Annotated in this window: 16 protein-coding genes and 1 riboswitch; of the genes, 9 read left to right on the top strand and 7 right to left on the bottom strand. The window is 61.1% G+C overall.

Going from position 1 to position 19349, the window contains the following annotated elements; translation table 11 throughout:
- Window positions 1-12 precede the first annotated feature (12 nt).
- From nagA to EV561_RS13635, 4 genes are all read right to left on the bottom strand, one after another.
- The gene (nagA, locus tag EV561_RS13650) at window positions 13-1170 is read right to left on the bottom strand and encodes an N-acetylglucosamine-6-phosphate deacetylase (RefSeq protein WP_132522281.1); all 1158 of its coding nucleotides are present in this window, start codon (window positions 1168-1170) and stop codon (window positions 13-15) included.
- Complete coding sequence (locus EV561_RS13645; protein WP_132522279.1) at window positions 1170-2195, bottom strand: SIS domain-containing protein; 1026 nt, start codon at window positions 2193-2195, stop codon at window positions 1170-1172. The genes nagA and EV561_RS13645 overlap by 1 nt, the downstream gene beginning before the upstream one ends.
- Entirely contained in the window at window positions 2192-2965 is a 774-nt protein-coding gene (locus EV561_RS13640) for a GntR family transcriptional regulator (protein WP_132522277.1), read from the bottom strand. Before EV561_RS13640 ends, EV561_RS13645 begins: the two co-directional genes overlap by 4 nt.
- Before the next feature lie 115 nt (window positions 2966-3080).
- The gene (locus EV561_RS13635) at window positions 3081-4109 is read right to left on the bottom strand and encodes an aldose epimerase family protein (protein ID WP_132522275.1); all 1029 of its coding nucleotides are present in this window, start codon (window positions 4107-4109) and stop codon (window positions 3081-3083) included.
- A gap of 190 nt (window positions 4110-4299) precedes the next feature.
- Between EV561_RS13635 and EV561_RS13630 the strand changes: the two genes are divergently transcribed.
- Window positions 4300-4950: an HD domain-containing protein gene (locus tag EV561_RS13630; protein WP_132522273.1), complete on the top strand. Its 651-nt coding sequence runs from the start codon at window positions 4300-4302 to the stop codon at window positions 4948-4950.
- A gap of 37 nt (window positions 4951-4987) precedes the next feature.
- Here the strand turns inward: EV561_RS13630 and metA are convergent, their stop codons facing one another.
- Window positions 4988-5914 carry a homoserine O-succinyltransferase gene (metA, locus tag EV561_RS13625; RefSeq protein ID WP_132522271.1) on the bottom strand — a complete coding sequence of 309 codons (927 nt, stop codon included), beginning with the start codon at window positions 5912-5914 and terminating at the stop codon, window positions 4988-4990.
- Window positions 5915-5964: 50 nt separating this feature from the next.
- Window positions 5965-6042: riboswitch (SAM riboswitch) on the bottom strand.
- A 456-nt stretch (window positions 6043-6498) separates the two neighbouring features.
- Between metA and EV561_RS13620 the strand changes: the two genes are divergently transcribed.
- Window positions 6499-8391, top strand: a complete 1893-nt coding sequence (locus tag EV561_RS13620; protein WP_132522269.1) for an ABC transporter ATP-binding protein/permease — start codon at window positions 6499-6501, stop codon at window positions 8389-8391.
- A 92-nt stretch (window positions 8392-8483) separates the two neighbouring features.
- Here the strand turns inward: EV561_RS13620 and efp are convergent, their stop codons facing one another.
- The gene (gene efp, locus EV561_RS13615; protein ID WP_132522267.1) at window positions 8484-9053 is read right to left on the bottom strand and encodes an elongation factor P; all 570 of its coding nucleotides are present in this window, start codon (window positions 9051-9053) and stop codon (window positions 8484-8486) included.
- 151 nt (window positions 9054-9204) lie between these two features.
- Between efp and epmA the strand changes: the two genes are divergently transcribed.
- From epmA to EV561_RS13580, 7 genes are all read left to right on the top strand, one after another.
- Window positions 9205-10269, top strand: coding sequence for an EF-P lysine aminoacylase EpmA (epmA, locus tag EV561_RS13610; RefSeq protein WP_132522265.1), 1065 nt, complete (start codon window positions 9205-9207; stop codon window positions 10267-10269).
- Window positions 10266-11318, top strand: a complete 1053-nt coding sequence (locus tag EV561_RS13605) for a lysine-2,3-aminomutase-like protein (protein ID WP_132522263.1) — start codon at window positions 10266-10268, stop codon at window positions 11316-11318. Before epmA ends, EV561_RS13605 begins: the two co-directional genes overlap by 4 nt.
- A 354-nt stretch (window positions 11319-11672) precedes the next feature.
- A complete protein-coding gene (locus EV561_RS13600) occupies window positions 11673-11924 on the top strand; it encodes an acyl carrier protein (protein ID WP_132522262.1) in 252 nt (83 codons plus the stop codon).
- A complete protein-coding gene (locus EV561_RS13595; RefSeq protein ID WP_132522260.1) occupies window positions 11924-13123 on the top strand; it encodes an acyl-CoA dehydrogenase family protein in 1200 nt (399 codons plus the stop codon). The genes EV561_RS13600 and EV561_RS13595 overlap by 1 nt, the downstream gene beginning before the upstream one ends.
- 5 nt (window positions 13124-13128) lie before the next feature.
- A complete protein-coding gene (locus EV561_RS13590; protein WP_132522258.1) occupies window positions 13129-14037 on the top strand; it encodes an amino acid--[acyl-carrier-protein] ligase in 909 nt (302 codons plus the stop codon).
- A gap of 7 nt (window positions 14038-14044) precedes the next feature.
- Window positions 14045-15004 (top strand): DUF1839 family protein, encoded by a 960-nt coding sequence (locus tag EV561_RS13585; RefSeq protein ID WP_132522256.1) that lies wholly within the window; start codon window positions 14045-14047, stop codon window positions 15002-15004.
- Window positions 15005-15019: 15 nt separating this feature from the next.
- A complete protein-coding gene (locus tag EV561_RS13580; RefSeq protein ID WP_132522254.1) occupies window positions 15020-17494 on the top strand; it encodes a glycoside hydrolase family 2 protein in 2475 nt (824 codons plus the stop codon).
- On the opposite strand, the gene EV561_RS13575 is transcribed toward EV561_RS13580, so the two are convergent.
- Complete coding sequence (locus EV561_RS13575; protein ID WP_207910529.1) at window positions 17457-19349, bottom strand: alpha/beta fold hydrolase; 1893 nt, start codon at window positions 19347-19349, stop codon at window positions 17457-17459. The genes EV561_RS13580 and EV561_RS13575 overlap by 38 nt on opposite strands.

Genomic DNA, 19349 nt, shown 5'->3' with positions numbered 1-19349 from the left:
CTCGGGCTGGGATCAGGCGGAGGCTTCGCCGGCCATCCATGTCGCCGTTACCTCGATCGCATCGTTCAGATGGACAAGGTCGGCCCTTGCGCCTGAGGACAGATGGCCGCGATCCTTCAATTGCAGGAAGCGGGCAGGGTAGGACGTCGCCATGCGCAGCGCTTCGGCGAGCGGCAATTCAAGGATGCTGACGCCGTAGCGAATAGTGGACGCCATGTCGACATCGGAGCCGGCAAGCGTGCCATCGGCGAGCACGACCTTGGAGCAGAATCCTCCGGCCTTGCGATAGACGGTTCGACCGTTCAGCGTAAAACTGTCCTTGTCGGAGCCGACCAGTGACATGGCGTCGGTGACGAAGAACAGCCGGCCTTCGCCGCGCTTGCCGCGCAGGGCGGTGCGCAATGCGCGCGGATCGACGTGATGGCCGTCAGCGATAATGCCGCACCAGGTCTGGGGATGGTCGATCGCCGCGCCGACGAGCCCGGGGGTGCGATGCCCGAGCTGGCTCATGGCGTTGAAGAGATGCGTGACGCCGCGGGCGCCGGCATCGAAGCGGGCATCGGCCTCGTCGGCTGTGCAATCCGAATGGCCGATGCTGATGATGACGCCGGCTTCGCTCAATGCCTGTACCTGGCGTGGTGTTACCTGCTCTGCCGCCATGGTGACCATCACCGTGCCGATCGCCTCCCGGGCGCGAATGAAGGCCTTGACGTCGCTGTCTTCCACCGGGCGCATCAGTTCGGCAAGATGGGCGCCCTTGCGCGCTGGCGACAGATGCGGTCCTTCGAGATGCAGGCCGACTACGCCGCGATCGGCCTTGACGGCTTCGATGGCACCCTCGATTGCCGCCGTCGTTGCGGCTGCGACATCGGTGATCAGCGTCGGCAGCAGGGCGGTCGTGCCGTAGCGCCGATGGCCGTCGGCGATGATATACATGGATTCGGCCGACGGCTCGTCGTTCAGCATGCGACCGCCGCCGCCGTTGACCTGGGCGTCGATGAAGCCCGGCGAAAGCACGCCGCCTGCGAGCGCCACGATCTCAGCCCCTTCCGGCGCATTGCCGGGCGCGGTGATCGCCTGCACCCGTCCGTTTGCCGTCACAAGAACGCTGTCCTCATGGAAGCGCTCGCCGTCGAAAATGCGAGCGCCGCTAAAGACCTTGTATTGCATCACATGGTCTCCGTGACTTTCAGAAGATTAGCCGGCTTATCCGGATCGAAGCCCTTGCGGCGCGTGACCTGTTCGATGAGGCGGTAGTAGCAGAGCAGGGATACCAGCGGATCGATGAGGCCGTTGCCGGTCGACGGCATCGAAAGGTTGATGCCGGGAAGCGGGGTGCTGGAGAAGGAGACCGTCGTGGCGCCAAGGCCCTTCAGTCGCTCCAGGGCCTGGGCATTGTGCGCGAAGGCGGCGTCGTCGGGCGCAAAGGCGATGATGGGGAAGCCCGGCTGCACGAGGCGCATCGGGCCATGCATCAGTTCCGCCAACGAGAAGGCTTCGGCGTGCAGCCCGGAGGTCTCCTTGGCCTTGAGAGCGGATTCGAGCGCGATTGCGAACGCAGGTCCGCGGCCACCGGTGTAGAGCGAGCTTGCGTTGAAGAGCACCTCTTCGGCGGCCGCGCCATCGATGCTGGCCGTGCCGGCGAGCGCCTGGGGCAGTCGTGCAAGACCGTCGCTCAATTCCTTCGAGCCCGAAATCGCAGCCGTCACGCCGGAAAGAGCGGCGACCGAAGCGATGAAGGATTTCGTGGCGGCAACGCTCTTTTCAGGCCCGGCATTCATGTCGAGCACAATGTCGGCTTCCCTTGCGAGCGGGCTGTCGGTCACGTTGACGACCGCGATGGTCGTTGCGCCGCCGCGCTTGGCAGCGGCCTGCAGCGCGATGATGTCAGGGCTGCCGCCGGACTGCGAGACGGTGAAGTGGATACCGCCCTTCAGGTGCAATTGCGAACCATAAACCGAGGCGATCGACGGCCCGACGGATGCGACGGGAACGCCGCAGGAGATTTCGAAGAGATATTTGAAAAAGGTGGCGGCATGGTCGGAGGAACCGCGGGCCGCGGTCGTGACGACCGACGGTCTGGCGGAGGAAAACAGTCTGGCAATCTCGGCGAAAGCCGGCCTTTCCTTCTCCAGGAGGGTTGCGACCACTTCGGGCGATTGGCCGGCTTCCTTCAGCATCAGGGACTGGGTCATAGGTCTTCTCCAATTCTCAATTCTGCAACGAAATCATAAGCATCGCCGCGATAATGCGAGCGGGTGTATTCAACGACGCGCTGGTCTTCCAGGCGGGATACGCGTTCGATGAGCAGCGCCGGCGCGCCCGGCTGAACATCCAGAATGGCGGCGGACGACGGATCGAGCGTCACCGCGGTCAGCCTCTGCTGGGCGCGAACGGGGCGGAAACCTTTCTCGCTCAGCGTATCATAGAGCGAACCTTCGCCTGCCGCATCCTCACCGAGAAATTTGACCGGAATGACGGCTCTTTCAATGGCGAGCGGCAGGCCGTCGGCCAGGCGCAGACGGTCGAGACGCAGAACCGGTTCGTCGATGCCGATGCCGAGAAGGAAGATTTCCTCCGGCGCCGGCTTGCCGATCGTGCGCGACAGGATCTTTGCGGCCGGCGAGCGCCCGCGGGAGCGCATGTCGGCCGAAAAGGACGAAAGCCGCCAGAGTGGTTGTTCGAAGCGTTCGACCTTCTGCGACACGAAGGTGCCGCTGCCGTGGCGGCTTTCTAGCGCGCCTGACGACATCAGATCGCGATAGGCGGTCCGAACGGTGACGCGGCCAAGCTGCAGCGCTTCGGCCATATCCCGTTCACCCGGCAGGGAGGCGCCCGGCTTCAAGAGGCCTTCCTGGATGAGACCCGTCAGCGCCATCGCCAGCCGCTTGTAGAGCGGACCGGTCATGGTCTCATCTCGCAAGCCGCGGCTGTTCAGCTCCGCTATCAAACTGGTTCTATCCATGGATTAAGAATGGAACCTATTTAGAACCAATTCGCAAGCGAATTTTTGATGACAGCGGAAAACGAAACGGCCGGACGCTGGGCATCCGGCCGGAGTATTTCGTGACTTTTGGGGATCAGTTCTTGCTGAAGATGTAGTCCGTCTCCTGCCGCAGCACTTCGCCGGGGCGCAGGACGGCATTGGGGAAGCCTTCGCGATTGATGGCGTCGGGCCAGATCTGGGTTTCCAGGCAGAAGCCGGCAAAAGGCCCGATCCTGCGGCCGCCATGGCCCGGTACCGGAACGTTCAGCTTGAAGCCGGCATAGAATTGCACGCCCGGCTCTGTCGTGCGCACTTCCAGCGAGACGCCGGAATTGTTGCTGCGCGCCAGAATAACCGAGCGCTTGGCGGTGCGCTCCTCGGAGAAGCAGAAATTGTGGTCGTAAAGGACCTGTTCGCCGTCCTGGAAGCGCTGCTTCATCGGCGACATTTCGCGGAAGTCGAAGGGCGTGCCTGCGACTGAGGGGATATCGCCGGTGGGGATCTGCCTCTCGTCGGTCGGCAGATAGTGATCGGCGGCAATCATGATGTCGTGGTCCAGCGCATCGTCGCGGCCGTCGAGGTTGAAATAGGCGTGCTGGCAGAGATTGGCGAGCGTCGGCTTATCCGTCGTGCTTTCGTAGGTGATGGAGAATTCGCCGTTGCCGTGAACCCAATAGGTTGCCTGGATGGTGCAATTGCCGGGATAGCCGCCGCGGCCGTCGGCATCAACGATCTTGAGGACGACGCGGTCGGCGGCATGCTCGACGACGGTCCAGTTCCGCTTGGCGGTGTTGTCGTGGCCGCCGTGTAGGTGGGTAACGCCGTTTTCGTTGAGGTCGAGCTGATAAGTGTGCCCGTCAAGCGTGAAGCGACCTTCGGCAATACGATTGGCGCAACGGCCCGGCGTCGCGCTGAAATAGGCCGAGTGGGCCGGATAGTCGTCGAAATTGTCGAAGCCGAGGAGGAGCGGCGCGTCGTGACCGTCCAGGCGCAGGTCCTGAATGACGGCGCCCCAGGTGATGATATGCGCCGTCAGACCGCCGCCCGATATCTTGACGCGATAGACGGTTTCTCCCTGCGCAGTTTTCCCGAAGACTTCCCGTTCCAAAGTGTTTTCCGTCATGGTCGTGTTCCATTCCTGGCTGAATTCGTGTTCGGACCCTGCCTCTATTTGCCGTTTTTCGCAATTGTCTCGTCGTCAGAATACGGCCTTGCCCGGAACGAGCAAACTGCGCCGGTAATGTGCAATCGGAGTGACGCTGTCGGCGATTATTCTTAAATCCAACAGCAAGCGTTGCCTTGGAGGGGTTGTGATGAATACCGTGCTGACAAAAGTCCTCGCCGGAGTTGTCGTGCCCGATACGCCCCTGGTCGCGCAGGCCATGGATTATGCCCAGACGATTTCCGCACCCTATCTTTTCAATCACGCGGTCCGCTCGTGGCTGTTTGCGGCACAACTCGGACAATTGCGGGAGGTCGACCACGATGCGGAAGTGGTTGCCGTCGGGACATTGCTGCATGATATCGGCCTGACCGACAGCGTGACCGGGCCGAGGCGCTTCGAGATCGAGGGTGCCGACGTCGCCAGGACCTTCGTTCGCGAACGCGGCTTCGACGAAAGACGAGCCCAACTGATCTGGGACAGCGTAGCGCTCAATTCCACACCGTCGATCGGTCTGTTCAAGGAGACGGAAGTTGCGCTCTGCACGGCTGGAATAGGATTGGATTTCGGCGGACGGGCGTTCGATGAAATCCCTGCATCCACGATGACGGCAATCCTCGACGCATTTCCGAGACTGCAGATGAAGAAGCGGATCACCGACTGCTTCTGCTGCATTATCGAGACGAAGCCGGAGACGACCTATGACAATTTCGCCCGTGATTTCGGCGAAAAGTTCGTGACCGGTTACCGCAGGCCGTCATCGGTTGTCGATTTTCTGATGAATTCGCCTTTCGAGGAGTAGCGCCTGTTTGCGCTACCCCTGGGGTCGCCTGATAGCATCAGGACCGGTCGTTGCCGATTTTCTCGATATCGTAAGAGGTCGTCTGGTAGATCTCGTTGATCCAGTTGCCGAAGAGCAGGTGGGCATGGCTGCGCCAGCGGTTCTGCGGGGCGATCTCGGGATCGTTGTGCGGAAAATAGTTGTGCGGCATCTTGATCGGCACGCCGGCATTGACGTCGCGGAAATATTCGTCGGCCAGCGAGGTCGAGTCATATTCGACATGGTTGAACATGTAGAGCCGGTTGCAGGCCTGCTCCTGGACGAGACAAACGCCCATTTCAGGCGACTCCATCAGGATCTGAAGGCCGGGCACCTTCTCGATATCGGTGCGGCGAACTTCTGTCCAGCGCGAGACCGGAACGGCGAAATCATCGGAAAAGCCGTTGAGATAGACGGAGGACGGCTTCAGGTTCTGGTGGCGGTAGACCCCGAAGGCCTTTTCCTTCAGCGTATATTTCGGCACCTTGTGGAAATGGTAGATCGCCGCCATCGCGCCCCAGCAGACGTTCATGGTCGAATGGACGTTGGTCTCGGTCCATTCGAAAATCTGTTGCATCTCGTTCCAATAGGTCACGTCTTCATAGTCCAGCAGCTCGATCGGTGCGCCGGTGATGATGAAGCCGTCGAATTTGCGGTGCTTCACCTCTTCCCAGGTCTGGTAAAAGGCGAGCAGGTGTTCTTCCGAGGTATTCTTTGCCTTGTGGGCGCCGACACGGATCAGCGACAGCTCGACCTGCAGCGGCGAGGCGCCGACGAGGCGCGCCATCTGTACCTCGGTCTTGATCTTGTTCGGCATGAGATTGAGCAGCCCGATCTGCAACGGGCGAATGTCCTGACGGAACGCCACCGTTTCAGTCATTACCCTGACGCCCTCGTTCTGGAGCGTTTCGAAAGCGGGCAGCGTATCGGGGATCTTTATGGGCATTGTGCAACACTCGACAAAATAAAAAACCGGCGGCGATCAAGAATCGCTACCGGTCCGCACGCGCGGCCCTTTAGCGAATTTTTTAACGTGGCTGCAAGCCGGCCGGCCAAATCACCACGGAAAACAATAGATAACGCCGACTGGGCCACGAATCAACAGGGGATTCGCTGGCTCATGTAACCTGTTTCCCGGTCGGCTGGAGAAAGAGGCTAGTGCTTTCCCTTACGGGAGTAAGCATTTTTGAGGGGAGAGAAAGTCTCCCATCGCCGAGCTTTTCGGTTATAGTAGCAGGTGTTGTTGGTTCGCGATCGGTAAAATACCCTTCGCGTATTCGAGGAAGGCTTTGGGCCAAAGTCGGGGGGCGACCTTGACCTGGAACGGATGAAGCCAAAGACCGGCGAAAGTGCCGGCCTGTGTCCTGAACCGGTTTGGAAGACTTCCTAAAGGTTTGAGGCGCACATTTGATGAAGGAGGAGGCGGTCAAGGGCTGGATCGCTGGCGCTACGAGCGTTCCTGTGTCGCATGGATGGACATGCGTGACGGCCATGACTATCTGAGGGGATGAGTATTGCAGGGAAGTGTTGATGGCCGTTGATACCCAAGCCAAGCCAAGTATCCAGGGGGATGATCGCGTCGGATATGAGTTGAGCACCCTCGATCGACTGAGGATGATGTTTTCCGCCTTCTGGAGTTCCAGTGTGCGGGTCAAGCTTATACTGATCGTCGTTGCCCTGTTTGCCGTCATTTTCATCACTGCCTACGTTCAGGTCATGCTAAACGAGTGGAATGCCCCGTTCTACGATTCCCTCGCCCGGCGTGACCTGCCGGCATTCTTCCACCAGCTCGGTGTTTTCGGCATAATTGCCGGCTCGCTGCTGGTTCTCAACGTCATTCAAGCCTGGTTCAACCTGATGGCCGCGCTCTACATGCGCGAGGGCCTTGCCCGCGACCTCGTCGACCAGTGGCTCCAGAAGAAGCGCGCGCTGCGTTTGAGTTCGTCCGGGCTGATCGGTGTCAACCCCGACCAGCGGCTGCATGAAGATGCGCGCAATCTCGCCGAAAGCTCGACGAGCCTGGCGATCGGGCTGGTGCAGTCCACCATTCTCCTCATCAGCTTCATCGGCGTCCTCTGGCAGCTCTCTTCCGGTTTCATCTTCCATTTCGGCAAGAGCAGCTTCTCCATCCCGGGCTACATGGTCTGGGCGGCAATCCTCTACGCCGCTTCGGCCTCCTTCCTGAGCCAGGTCGTCGGCCGCAAGCTGGTGAGGCTCAATGCCGAACGCTATTCCAAAGAGGCCGAGCTTCGTTTTTCGCTGATGCATGCCAGCGAGCACATGTCGGCGATCACGATCGCAGGCGGTGAGGAAAACGAGCGCCGGCGCATCAATGTCGATATTTCCGCGGTCCTAGCGATCATCCGCCAGTTGGCGATTGCCAACACGAACCTGACCTGGGTTTCGGCGAGCTATGGCTGGATGGTTCTCGTCATCCCGATCCTGGTGGCTGCACCCGCCTATTTCTCCGGCGGCCTTACGCTCGGCCAGCTGATGGTTGCCGTCGGCGCCTTCAACCAGGTCAATACGGCATTGCGCTGGTATGTCGCAAACTTCGGTCCGATCGCAGAATGGCGGGCGACGCTGATGCGTGTCACGGATTTCCGGCAGGCCGTGCTCGATATGGATCAGGGCAATGCCAATATGCCGAACACGATCGCCATCCAGCAGTCGTCGGACAATTCGCTGACGCTCAAGGATCTGGAGATTTCCACGAAGACAACAGACGATCTCGTGGAAAACGGCTTCCGCATCCGGGAAGGCACAGTCACCATTGCGGCGGGCGAGCGCGTCATGGTCAACGGTGATCACGGCGTGAACCGCAAGCTGCTGTTCCAGTCGCTTGCAGGGGAATGGCATTGCGGCAAGGGCGAGATCGACCTGCCGCCCATGGAGAAGATGCTGTTCATTCCGCATACGGCCTATGTGGCGGGCAGCACCTTGAGAGAAGCCCTGTCCTTCCCCGAAGACGCCACCCTCTATAAGGATGAGGAGCTCGAAGCAGCACTTGATAAGGTGGGCCTCGGACGATTGAAGGGAAAGCTCGATACCAAGGCGCGGTGGGATCGGATGCTGGATACCGACGAGCAGAAAGCCGTTGGCTTCGCCCATGCCATGCTTGCAAAACCGAGCTGGATCGTGCTGGACGAAACGCTGGAAGGGCTGGAGCCCGATATCCAGGAAAGGCTGGTTAAGGGACTGGCTGACCTGAAGGATACGACCATGGTCTATATCGGCCGGTCCGAAGCCTATCTGGAAGTGCTGTCCCCGCGGGTCCTGCATCTGCAGGCGCTGGTGCCACCGGTTGTGGGCGCTGCCGCTCGCAGCAGGCCCTCGGCCGCGATTACGCCCACTGCGGCGGCGAGGAGAAGAAGTTTCCACGAGCCCGTCGCCATTGGCGGTGCGAAGATGCCGCGGCGATAGCGATCGACAGAAACGCCTGTCAGAGATTGCAAAAGAAAACGCCCCGGATGGCAACATCCGAGGCGTTTTGATTTTATCGGCTGGGACCGAACTCAGTCCTTGGCGCGCTCGACGTAGGAATTGTCTTCCGTTGCGATGACGACGCGGACACCGGCGCTGACGTGCGGCGGAACCATGGTGCGGACGCCGTTCGACAGGATCGCCGGCTTGTACGAAGACGATGCCGTCTGACCCTTCACGACCGGCTCGGTCTCCATGATCTCGAGCGTCACATGGCGCGGCAGTTCGAGCGCCAGCGGGATGCCTTCGTGGATCGAAAGGATGCAGGACATGCCTTCCTGCAGGTAGGCCTTCTGGTCGCCCATGGTTTCCACGTCGACGACGACCTGATCGTAGGTGGCCGGGTTCATGAAGTGGAAGCCTTCGCCGTCTTCATAGAGGTACTGGAAGCTGACGTCTTCGACGAAGGCGCGCTCGACTTGCTCTGTCGTGCGCCAGCGCTCGGAAACCTTCACGCCATCGACGATGCGGCGCATGTCGACCTGTGTCACCGGAGTGCCCTTGCCGGGATGGAAGTTTGCGGCGGTAAGAACGACGTAGAGCTTGCCGTCCACGTCGAGAACGTTGCCCTTGCGGACGGAAGAGGCGATGACCTTGACCATAAGACTTCCTTGTAACTCTGCTTCTTGCGTCGTAGAGGACAGTCGAAAATATTCCTCAAGACGTCTGTGATGTTTTCTTGGGGGCGCAACTAACCTAAAATCGGGGAAATAGCCACCCCCATCCCGGCCGATCCCTCGAAGAAAGCTTGCAATGAAGGCAACGAGCGCAGGCGCCTCACCCTGGTGGACCCCATCTGTCCATGCGGATCGGCGCCCCTTCCTCATCGGGCGCAATGCGATCCAAGCAGCGCTGCGTGGTTATTACGCGCGCGAGGACTTCATCGAGGTGGATACGGCGACGCTGCAGGTCTCCCCCGGCAACGAGGCGCATCTGCATGCTTTTGCGACCGAGGCTCTGACGACGGATGGACAGGCCGCACCCTTCTATCTGCACACATCGCCGGAATTTGCCTGTAAGAAGCTGCTGGCCGCCGGCGAGCAGCGCATCGCCTGCTTTGCCCATGTCTATCGCAATCGCGAGCGCGGGCCGCTGCACCATCCGGAGTTCACCATGCTCGAATGGTATCGCGCCGGCGAGAGCTACGAGAGCCTGATGATGGATTGCATGCGCATCCTGGCCCTAGCTGCGGAAACGATGAAGGCGAAGGTGCTGACCTATCGCGGCCACGTCGTCGATCCGTTTTCAGGTATCGACCGGATCAGTGTCGCCGAGGCTTTCGATCGCTATGCCGGCATCGACCTGCTTTCATCGGTTGCCGCGGATGGCTCGACGGACCGCCCGCATCTCGCCTCGGAAATTAAACGCGCGGGCCTGCGCGTTGCGGAGGACGATCATTGGGCCGATCTCTTCAGCCGTGCGCTGGTGGAAAAGATCGAGCCCAATCTCGGCTTCGGGAAGGCGACGATCCTCGATGAATATCCGGTATCCGAGGCGGCGCTTGCCCGTCCCTCGGCGCGCGATCCGCGCGTGGCTGAGCGCTTCGAGCTCTATGCCTGCGGGGTCGAGCTTGCCAATGGTTTCGGCGAGCTCACCAATCCCGCCGAGCAGCGCCGGCGGTTCGAGATCGAGATGGCGGAGAAGGCGCGAATCTACGGCGAGACCTATCCGATCGACGAGGATTTCCTGAACGCGCTTGAGATCATGCCCGAGGCCAGCGGTATCGCGCTCGGTTTCGATCGGCTTGTCATACTGGCGACAGGCGCCTCCCGGATCGACCAGGTGCTGTGGGCGCCCGTTGCGGAGTATGGTTCGTGAACGTCATCCGTCCGATCAAATCCGTCGACGATCTTGACAAGGCCGGCCTGCTCGAGGGGCGCGACGTTGCCGCACTGGAGGCCGTCGCATCGCGCTACGCGGTTGCGCTGACGCCCACGGTTTCAAAACTGATCGATCGGGCCGATCCGGAAGACCCAATCGCCCGGCAATTCGTGCCCGACGCTGCCGAACTCGTTTTGGCGCCGGAAGAGCGGGCCGATCCGATCGGCGATCATGCGCATAGTCCGGTCGAGGGGATTGTGCATCGCTACCCCGATCGCGTCTTGCTCAAGGCCGTCCATGTCTGCCCGGTCTATTGTCGGTTTTGCTTTCGCCGCGAGATGGTCGGGCCGCAGGGGCTGGGCACGCTCGATGCGGATGCATTGGACGGCGCGCTCGACTATATCCGCGCTCACTCCGAAATATGGGAAGTCATCCTCACCGGCGGCGATCCGCTGATCCTGTCGCCGCGGCGGCTCGAAGAGATCATGCTAAGGCTGGCTGCGATCGATCATGTGAAGATCGTCCGTTTCCACACGCGCGTGCCGGTCGTTGATCCGCAGAAGATCGATACCGCGCTGATCGCGGCTTTGAAGGCGAGCGGCAAGTCGGTCTATGTGGCGCTGCATGCCAATCATCCGCGCGAGCTGACCGACGAGGCACGCTCCGCCTGCGGCAGATTGGTGGATGCCGGCATCGTCATGCTCAGCCAGTCGGTATTGCTCAAGGGCGTCAATGACGATGTCGATGTGCTGGCAGCACTGATGCGGGCCTTCGTCGAGGCGCGGATCAAGCCCTATTACCTGCATCATCCAGATCTCGCACCGGGAACCAGCCATTTCCGCCTGACGATTGCGGAGGGCCAGGCACTCGTCGCAAGCTTGCGCGGCCGCATCTCCGGTCTGTGCCAGCCCACCTATATCCTCGATATCCCTGGCGGCCACGGCAAGGCCGTCATCGGCGAGAGCGCCGTCCGCGAGGTTGCCGAAGGCTGCTATTCCGTTTCCGATTATCGCGGCGCTGAGCATATCTATCCCCCGCACGAATAATCGACGAGCGCTTTCCTTAGACAACCTATGGCTTTAGGTCGCTCCGGAATAAAACTAAGCTCTGCTTATATTTTTTCGACCGGGCCGCGAATGGGGTGGTCTCCCCTTCTGCCGCGCAGCTTGCAAAAGCCTCGGCGCATATTCTAAAAACAAAGCTCTTTCAGTATATTATTGAAAGTTCTAATGCTTCCTCATGGTACGCATTGCTAAAATTAGCCCTGAATCTCTTATCCATATTTAACTAAGACATTTAGCGGAATTTTCTGTTTTCGTCGCTAAAAGACAACTCAGAATATGGCGGGCTGTTACGCCCTTTGTGAGATTTCCTGCCTTGGATTGTCGGAGGATGACGGGATGAATGAGACCATTCGCGAACTGTTGGTAAAGTTTGGCGGCCTGCCTGTCGCGGTCGACCAGATCGCTGACGATGCGGATCTTTATGCAACCGGACTTTCCTCCTTTGCGTCCGTCCAGCTGATGCTCGGCATCGAGGAAGCCTTCGACATCGAGTTTCCGGACAATCTGCTGAACCGCAAATCCTTTGCCAGCATCGCTGCCATCGAAAAAACGGTGGACCTGATCCTGAATTCCAGAAAGGTCGCCTGATGAGCGTCGCGATGACGATGGCCGAGGACAACGGGTCGTCCAGGGACGACTTGTCGACCCGTGCCGCGCGCGTCGCAGCGATCGCGGCCAAACATGCTGACGCCGTCGATGCCGACGGTCGGTTTCCGCGCGAGGCGGTCGACGCCATGCGCGCGGAAAGGCTCCTGTCGATCCAGATCGCATCGGAATTGGGCGGCGAGGGAACCTCGATCACCGAGATCGCCGAGCTCTGCTCGATCCTCGGCCAGGCCTGCGCAGCAAGCGCCATGGTCTTTGCCATGCATCACATCAAGCTGACGAGCCTTGTCGAACATGGCGCGGCGAGCGACTGGCATCGCGAATTCATGCGCCGCGTTGCCCGCGACCAGCTGCTGCTTGCCTCCTCCACGACGGAAGGCGGCATCGGCGGCAATCTGCGCAACAGCATCTGCGCCATCCGCGTCGAGGACGGCCGCTGCTTCCTGGAAAAGGACGCGACCGTCATCTCCTACGGCGCACACGCCGATGCCATCCTGATCACTTCGCGCGCCCATGCTGACGCGGCATCGTCCGACCAGGTTCTGACCGTTTTCCTGAAGGACCAGTACACGATCGATCGCACCGTCGAGTGGAACACGCTCGGCATGCGCGGCACCTGTTCCGACGGCTTCCTGTTCAAAGGCGAAGCGCCGGCCGAACAGATCCTACCAAAACCCTTTGCCGAGATCGCGGCACAGTCGATGCTGGCCAGCTCGCACCTGCTTTGGAGCGGCGTATGGTACGGGATCGCGGCCGACGCCGTTGCCCGCGCCCAGGCTTTCGTTCGGGCCGCGGCCCGCAAGTCGCCCGGCCAGCAGCCGCCCGGTGCGTTGCGCCTGGCTGAGGTCTCCAGCCTGCTGCAGATGGTCAAGTCGAATGTCGTGGCCGGCCTGAAGGTCTATGAGGAAGCCAAGGCGGATGCCGACCGGCTGTCTTCGATGGCCTTTGCCGTCGCCATGAACAACGTCAAGATCGCATCGTCGGAGATGATCCTGCCGATCATCAACCACGCCATGCTGATCTGCGGCATTATGGGCTACAAGAACGGTACACCCTACAGCCTCGGTCGCCACCTGCGCGACGCACATTCCGCTCAACTGATGATCTCGAACGACCGCATTCTCGGCAACACGTCGACCATGCTGCTCGTCCATAAGCAAGACACTAGCCTTCTGGGATAATCGCCATGGATATGCAGAATTCGTTTCTCGACCGCCTCTTCGAATCCGGTCTTCTCATCGACACGGGTGTTGACGGTCTCTATGGCCGCAGCGGCCAGTTCGAAGATGTCATCGTTGCCTTCGAGCGGCTGATCGACAAGTTCGGCGGCGCCGACGGCGCGGAAGCCATTCGCTTTCCCCCGGGTATGAACCGCGAGATCTTCGAGAAGAGCGGCTACATGAAGAGCTTTCCGCAGCTCGCCGGCACGGTGCACAGCTTCTGCGGCAGTGAAATGGATCATATGAGCCTGCTGAAATGCATGGAAGTCGGCGACGACTGGACGAAGGGCCAGGAAGCGACCGAAATCGTGCTGACGCCGGCCGCCTGCTATCCGCTCTATCCGACAGTTGCCAAGCGCGGCAAGCTGCCGGCGGGCGGTGGTCTCTACGACCTGCAGTCCTATTGCTTCCGCCATGAGCCGTCCAAGGATCCGGCTCGCCAGCAGCTGTTCCGCATGCGCGAATATGTCTGCATGGGCACCGAGCAGCATGTCACCGAATTCCGCCAAAGCTGGATGGATCGCGGCGTCGAGATGATGAAGTCGGTCGGCCTTGAAGTCGAAATCGATGTCGCGAACGACCCGTTCTTCGGTCGCGCCGGCAAAATGTTGGTCAACAACCAGCGCGACCAGAACCTGAAGTTCGAGCTCCTGATCCCGATCACCTCGACCGCCAAGCCGACCGCCTGCATGAGCTTCAACTACCATCAGGACAGTTTCGGCCTGAAGTGGGGCCTGAACCTCGAAGACGGCAGCGTCGCCCATACGGCCTGCGTCGGCTTCGGCCTCGAGCGCATTGCCTTGGCGCTGTTCCATCATCACGGCCTCGACGTGAAGGCATGGCCGAAGAGCGTCCGCAAGGCGCTCTGGGGCTGATCTGCCGATGGCTTCCGTCTTTGCAGGGCTTGCGCCCGACGCCTATTCGCCACATGCGCTGCACGACAGCGAGCGCATGTGGCCGGAAACCAATTGCTATATCGATCTTTGGATCGAGGTGCTGAACAGCCTGAAGCTGCCGCCGGAAGCCATGCTCGGCTTCACGATGGGGCAGGATTTCGAAGGCGATCAGTTCACCTTCTTCAAGGTGTCCCTGGAAGATCTCGAAGCGCTTTACGGTATCCGCTGCACCGAGCTTGCCATTTACGATCGCATCGAGCGGCATGTCGCCGAACAGATCGGTCGCGGCCGGCTCTGCCTCGTCGAGATGGATTCCTATTTCATGCCCGATACGCAGGGCGTCGGCTATCGCCGCGAGCACGGCAAGACGACGGTCGCCATCAACCGGCTGGACATGGAAAAGCGCGAGCTCGACTATTTCCACAATGGCGGTTTCTTCCATCTCTCGGGCGAGGATTTCGACGGCCTGTTCCAGCTGCATCTGACCGCGGAAGATCTGCCGTTCCTGCCCTATACGGAATTTGCGAAGTTTCCGGATGCAAGCCCAAGCGAAGACGATATCCGCGAGACCGCGCGCCGGCTGCTCGCCTTCCATTTTGCTCGCCGTCCTGCCGCCAATCCGATCCGCGCCTTCGCTGCCGTCTTTCCGGGCCAGGTCGAGGCAGTTGCGGAACGGCCCTTCGGCTTCTTCCATAAATATGCCTTCAACACGCTTCGCCAGCTCGGCGCCAATTTCGAGCTTGCCGGCACCCATCTCGACTGGCTGTCGCGCGAGTTCGGCGATGCGGCGGAGCAGGCACGGCGGATTTCCGAAGTGGCGAAATCCGTCCAATTCCAGCTGGCGCGCGCCGTGACCCGCAAGAAGTTCGATCCGCTGCAGACGGCTCTTGATCCGGCGGCCGATGCGTGGGATGCGATGATGGGGTTACTCGAAAAGCGAGTCTGAGCCGGGGACATCGAGATGCAGGGGCGTTTGGCTGGGATTGGCGCTGACGAAAGGCCGCTCAGCGAGGGGTGGAATCTGGTGCTGACGGAGGAAGGCGTTTGCGCGCTGCCCTCCGACGTGCCGATGTCTTCGCAGTTCATCCCCGCACCCGTTCCCGGAACCGTCGCCCAGGCGCTGGAAGTGGCCGGTCGGTTCGACCGGGAACATCCCTATCCGCTGAATACCAGGGATGCCTGGTATCTGTGTCGGCTGTTCGACGAACAGCCGGGAGATGTCGTGCTGCGGTTCAAGGGATTGGCAACGCTCTGCGACGTCTTTCTCAACGGCGACATGATCCTTTCGTCGGAGAGCATGTTCGAGACCTATGATGTCCCTGTGACCCTGCAGGGTGGCGACGAGCTGGCGCTCTGCTTCCGCGCGCTGGAGCCGCGATTGGCGGAGCCCGGACCACGGGCGCGCTGGCGACCGCAAATGATCACGCCGCAGGGCCTGCGGAACGTCCGCACGACATTGCTCGGCCACATGCCCGGCTGGTGTCCGGAAATTCAGCCTGCCGGCCCCTGGCGACCGATCTCGATCCTGCGCCCGGGACCGGTCGTTATCCGCGATCTTTCACTCAGGCCGGATCTCTCGGGCGATGGCGAAGGGCGGCTCTATGCCTCGATGTTCGTCGAGGGTGAAATTGCGGAAGCTGTGCTTCGCTGCGGCGATTTCGAGCAGACTTTTGTCCAGAACGGCGGCGGGCACTATGTTGCGACGCTGAGGATTGCCGATGTCGAGGCGTGGTGGCCGCATACGCATGGCACGCCGCGCCTCCATGAGGTGTCCATCGCGATCGATGGCGTGAGCCACGATCTCGGTAGAACCGGCTTCCGCCGCATCGAAGTGGATCGTGGGACCGACGGCAGCGATTTTGCATTGATCGTCAACGGTATCAGGATTTTCTGCCGCGGCGCCGTCTGGACGACGGAGGACATTGTCCGGCTCGGCGGAAGCCGCGAAATCTACGCGCCCTGGATCGCTTCGGCGGCGGCGGCCGACATGAACATGATCCGCATCGGCGGAACCATGGCCTATGAGACGCCGGACTTTTTCCGCCTTTGCGATGAGCTCGGCATTCTGGTCTGGCAGGACTGCATGCTTGCCAATTTCGACTATCCGAAGAACGACAAGACGCTCCTCGGGCATGTCGAGGCCGAAGTCAGGCAGCTGCTTCTCGACACGCGCCTGTCGCCCTCGCTGGCGGTTCTATGCGGCGGCAGCGAAATGTACCAGCAGGCCGCCATGTTCGGATTGCCCGAGCGCTACTGGGCAAGCCCGATCACCGAGGAGGTCATTCCCGCCGTCGTCGCCGAGGTGCGTCCAGATGTGCCCTATTTGGTGAATTCCCCGTCCGGGGGGGCGATGCCCTTTTCGCCTGACGCCGGCGTGACGCACTATTATGGGGTCGGCGCCTATATGCGGCCGCTCGACGACGCCCGCCGCGCCGATGTCCGCTTTGCCGCCGAGAGCCTCGCCTTCGCGCATGTGCCGCAGACGCGTGTGCTGGAGCGCTATCTCGCTGTTCCCGCAGTGCATAGCCCGCAATGGAAATCCCGCGTTCCCCGGGATCGAAGCGCGTCCTGGGATTTCGAGGACGTTCGCGATCACTATCTGAATGCGCTTTACGGATTTGAGCCCGGCATACTTCGCCGGGAGGACCCTGAGCTTTATCTCGACCTCTCACGCGCCGTTACTGGTGAAGTTGCCGAGGCGACCTATGCGGAATGGCGGCGGGCCGGCTCGGGCTGCAATGGCGCACTCGTCTGGACGCTGCAGGATCTGCTGCCGGGTCCCGGCTGGGGCGTGATTGATTCAACCGGCGAGCCCAAGCCCGTCTGGTACGGTCTACGACGTGCCTTCCGGCCGGTGCAGGTGCTGTTGACGGATGAGGGCACGAATGGCCTCGACATTCACGTCATCAACGAATTGGGCAGCGCGCTGGATCTCGATCTGAGTGTTGCCTGCCTGCGCGACGGACAGCAAACCGTGGTCAGCGGACGCCGAGAATTGTCGATCGGCGCCAGAGCCAAGGAGAATATCGCCTGCACCGATCTTTTCGGCGCCTTCTTCGACACGACCTATGCCTTCCGCTTCGGTCCGCCCTCGCATGACGTCACGGTCGCAAGGCTGCATTCTCGCGCGACCGGCGCCCTCGTCGCCGAGGCGTTTCACTTTCCGCTCGGCAGGGCGAAGGCATTCCATGTTGCCGAGATTGCGGCAAAGGCCGTTCAGGTCGAGAGCGACTGGTTTCTGGATCTGCAGACCGACCGGTTTGCCCAAGCGGTGCATATGGACCTGCCGGGCTATCGCGCCGAGGACGACTGGTTTCATCTTGCACCCGGCGCTCTTCGCCGGGTGAGGCTCTTTGCCAGGATAGACACGCCGCTCGATGCGGCGCCGACTGGTCAGGTCAGGGCGCTTGGTAGCCGACGTATTTTTGAGATTTGACCTGAGCCGCCGTGCCGGTTGCCGCCTGCGCGGATCCCCGACGTGCGCCGAGCCGTAGCGCCATCGTCTGGATTTCCCTGACATAAATGGCGCGTGCCGGAGCAGGCGTCAGATTGTGATCCGCGTCCGGAATGACCGTCAGCCGGGCATTGCCGTATTTCTGAAGCCCCTGGCCGGTGCGGCCGAAATGCAGGCTGAAATGCTCGAGCCCGATATCCTGAGCGCTATAGATCAGCGATACCTCGACACCCCGATTTTTCAGGACATTGAAGCCCTTCAGGACGGTGGCGTGCTCGCGCGACAGGAAGGAAAACTTGTCGAGCAAGGGCTGCCGCAGCTGCGCAACACGGCGCAATAGCGATGTCAGGATATTGCGCACAGCGCTGCCGGTATCGACCGAGCCATTGAGGAGGCGCTTCAGCGTCTCGACCTGCAGGAACTTCTGGCCATAGGTTTCGAGTGATCGCGGCACGAAGCGCAGCGCTTCATCCACCGAGTTGTTCTGATCCCAATGGAAGGCGTAGGGGTTGACGGTAATGAGACCACTGCAGCGCTGGTCACGGACCGCCGCCTGGAAGCCCAGATAGCCGCCGCTGCATCGCCCCACCACGAAGGCGGGCAAGAGCTTGCGCGCTTCGATGAGGTTAAAGGCATCCGCCACATCGCGATATTGTGCCTCGGAGTAGAGAACCTGCTCCGGCGCGCCCGGCTGCGGCGGGCTGTCTGCCACGTTTGCCGTATCGAAGCGCAGCGAGGGAATGCCGCTGCGGGCAAGGTTGCGCGCCATGGCAACCGTCGTCCGGCCCCAGCCGGCGTGACGGTCATAGGCTGTCGTGAGCAGGATCGCGGTCGCGCCGGTGCGCACGCCCGTCGGTTCGCAAAGAATGCCGAACATGCGGTCGCCATCGCCGAGGCGAAGCGGCGTCTCGCGGAAATCGTCGCCGACCAATGGCTCCGCGCGGGCAGGGCGGGTCGCCTTCCGGGACGTCTTTGCCGGGAGGGCCGCGGCTACCAAACGCACCCAATTCGCTACTCGCTGACCGGCGTCGAGCGGCATGGTGGCGATGGTCGGATTGGAAACGAGTTCGTCGTAGCCGTCGTAGACCCCCTGTTCGATGCGGCCGCCAAGGTCTTTCAGGCGAGTGGCAAATTCCGCATCGTTGGGGCGGCCGGGGCGGGTCAGAACCAGACCCGCTGGTGCCGGAAATTTTGATAGGCTTGCCAGGTTGAGCTTGCGGATATCGGCAGCGATCTGCTCCGGCATCTTCAGGCCGGCAACCCATATGCCGTCGCTCTGCTCCCTCTGGCCTTCGCTGAGGCCCATGCTCTCGTCGATCATCTTCGACCAGACGGAGAGTTCGCGCAGATAGAAACGGCCGGAGATGGTCGGTGCAAGAAAAGCGATGCCTTCGACCGCATGGAGGCGCTCGGCAATGTCAAGCGCGATGGCGCTGCCGAGGCCTTGACTGACAAGGATCACACGTTCGCAGCCGGCGAGGGACTTCAGCGTTGCTGCCGCAGCCAGGGCCGTTTCACTCCATATGGAGAGGCCTTTGTCCTCGGAAACATCCAGCGCATCGCCGGTTCCGGCATAGTCGAAGCGAAGGCTTGCAATTCCCGCCGCTGATAGGTCCTCTGCCAGGATGCGCCAGAATTTGCGCATGCACATTTCTTCAAAGCCCCATGGGCTGAGGAAGAGGACAGCCACGGGGGCGGTCGGTTTTACGGCCGGCGTGAACAGGCCGACAGTGCCGGAAAAGGTGACCGGCATAGCTGCGCCGGAGAAAGAGAGTGTTTCCACAGGGCCTTCCTCCACGGTTTCGTAGTGATTCTTGATGGCTTCCCGAGCAGCCAT

Source organism: Rhizobium sp. BK376, from assembly GCF_004341625.1.
Lineage (GTDB): Bacteria > Pseudomonadota > Alphaproteobacteria > Rhizobiales > Rhizobiaceae > Rhizobium.
This window is presented reverse-complemented; position numbering and strand designations above follow the sequence as displayed.